2 protein-coding genes are annotated in these 1,016 nt (G+C 62.8%); both read right to left on the reverse strand.

Translation table 11 applies throughout. The features are described 5' to 3' along the window. Window positions 1-630: 3-hydroxyisobutyrate dehydrogenase (mmsB, locus tag EOA29_RS37735; protein WP_127222476.1), on the reverse strand; the 630-nt coding region annotated here is incomplete at its 3' end. Window positions 631-655: 25 nt separating this feature from the next. After that, window positions 656-1,016: acyl-CoA dehydrogenase family protein (locus tag EOA29_RS37740; RefSeq protein ID WP_281061139.1), on the reverse strand; the 361-nt coding region annotated here is incomplete at its 5' end.

Here is a 1,016-nt window from a genome sequence, read left to right on the forward strand (position 1 = left end):
GCATTGGCCGGAAGAGGTGGAGGCCACATCGAACAGCGCCTGATGCGACAGGCCAAGCTTCTCGGCCAGCACGAAGGCCTCGGCGACGCCGATCATCGAGATGCCGAGGATCATGTTGTTGCAGATCTTGGCGGCCTGGCCGGCGCCGTCGCCGCCGCAATGGACGATGCGGCCGGCCATCGGCTTCAGGATCGGTTCGGCGGCGGCAAAAGCCTCGTTGGATCCGCCGGCCATGAAGGTCAGCGTGCCGGCGGTGGCGCCGCCGGTGCCGCCTGAGACAGGCGCGTCGATCGAGGGCAGGCCGTGCCTGGCTGCAATCGCATGCGCCTTGCGCGCCGATTCGACATCGATGGTCGAGGAATCGATCAGCAATGCGCCTTTCTTTGCCTTCGACGCGATGTCCTCATAAACCGACAGCACATGCTTGCCGGCGGGAAGCATGGTGATGACCACATCGGCGTCCTTCACCGCGGCGACGGCGTTCGCCATCACTGTCACGCCGTGTTCTTTCGCGACTGTAAGATTCTCGGGCACGAGGTCGAAGCCCAGCACCGCATGGCCCGCCTTGACCAGATTGGCGGCCATTGGATTGCCCATGTTGCCGAGGCCGATGAAGGCAATGGTGGTCATTGTTTCCTCCCGAAAATGTCTGCTTTCAGCGGCCTATCAGCGTGCGTGCGATGATGACGCGCATGATCTCGTTGGTGCCTTCGAGGATCTGGTGGACGCGCAGATCCCGCACCAGCTTCTCGATGCCGTAATCGTGCAGATAGCCGTAGCCGCCATGCAGTTGCAGCGCTTCGTTAGCAACATTGAAGCCGATGTCGGTGACGAAGCGCTTGGCCATCGCCGACCATTTGCCGGCATCGGGCGCCTTGCGGTCGAGCTTCGAGGCGGCGGCGTAGAGAAAGATGCGGGCGGCCTGCAGCTCAGTCTCCATGTCGGCCAGCCTGAACTGCAGTGCCTGGAACTGGTTGATCTTGGAGCCGAAGGCCTTGCGCTCGCTCGTGTAGGTC

It is taken from the genome of Mesorhizobium sp. M1E.F.Ca.ET.063.01.1.1 (assembly GCF_003998155.1).
Lineage (GTDB): Bacteria > Pseudomonadota > Alphaproteobacteria > Rhizobiales > Rhizobiaceae > Mesorhizobium.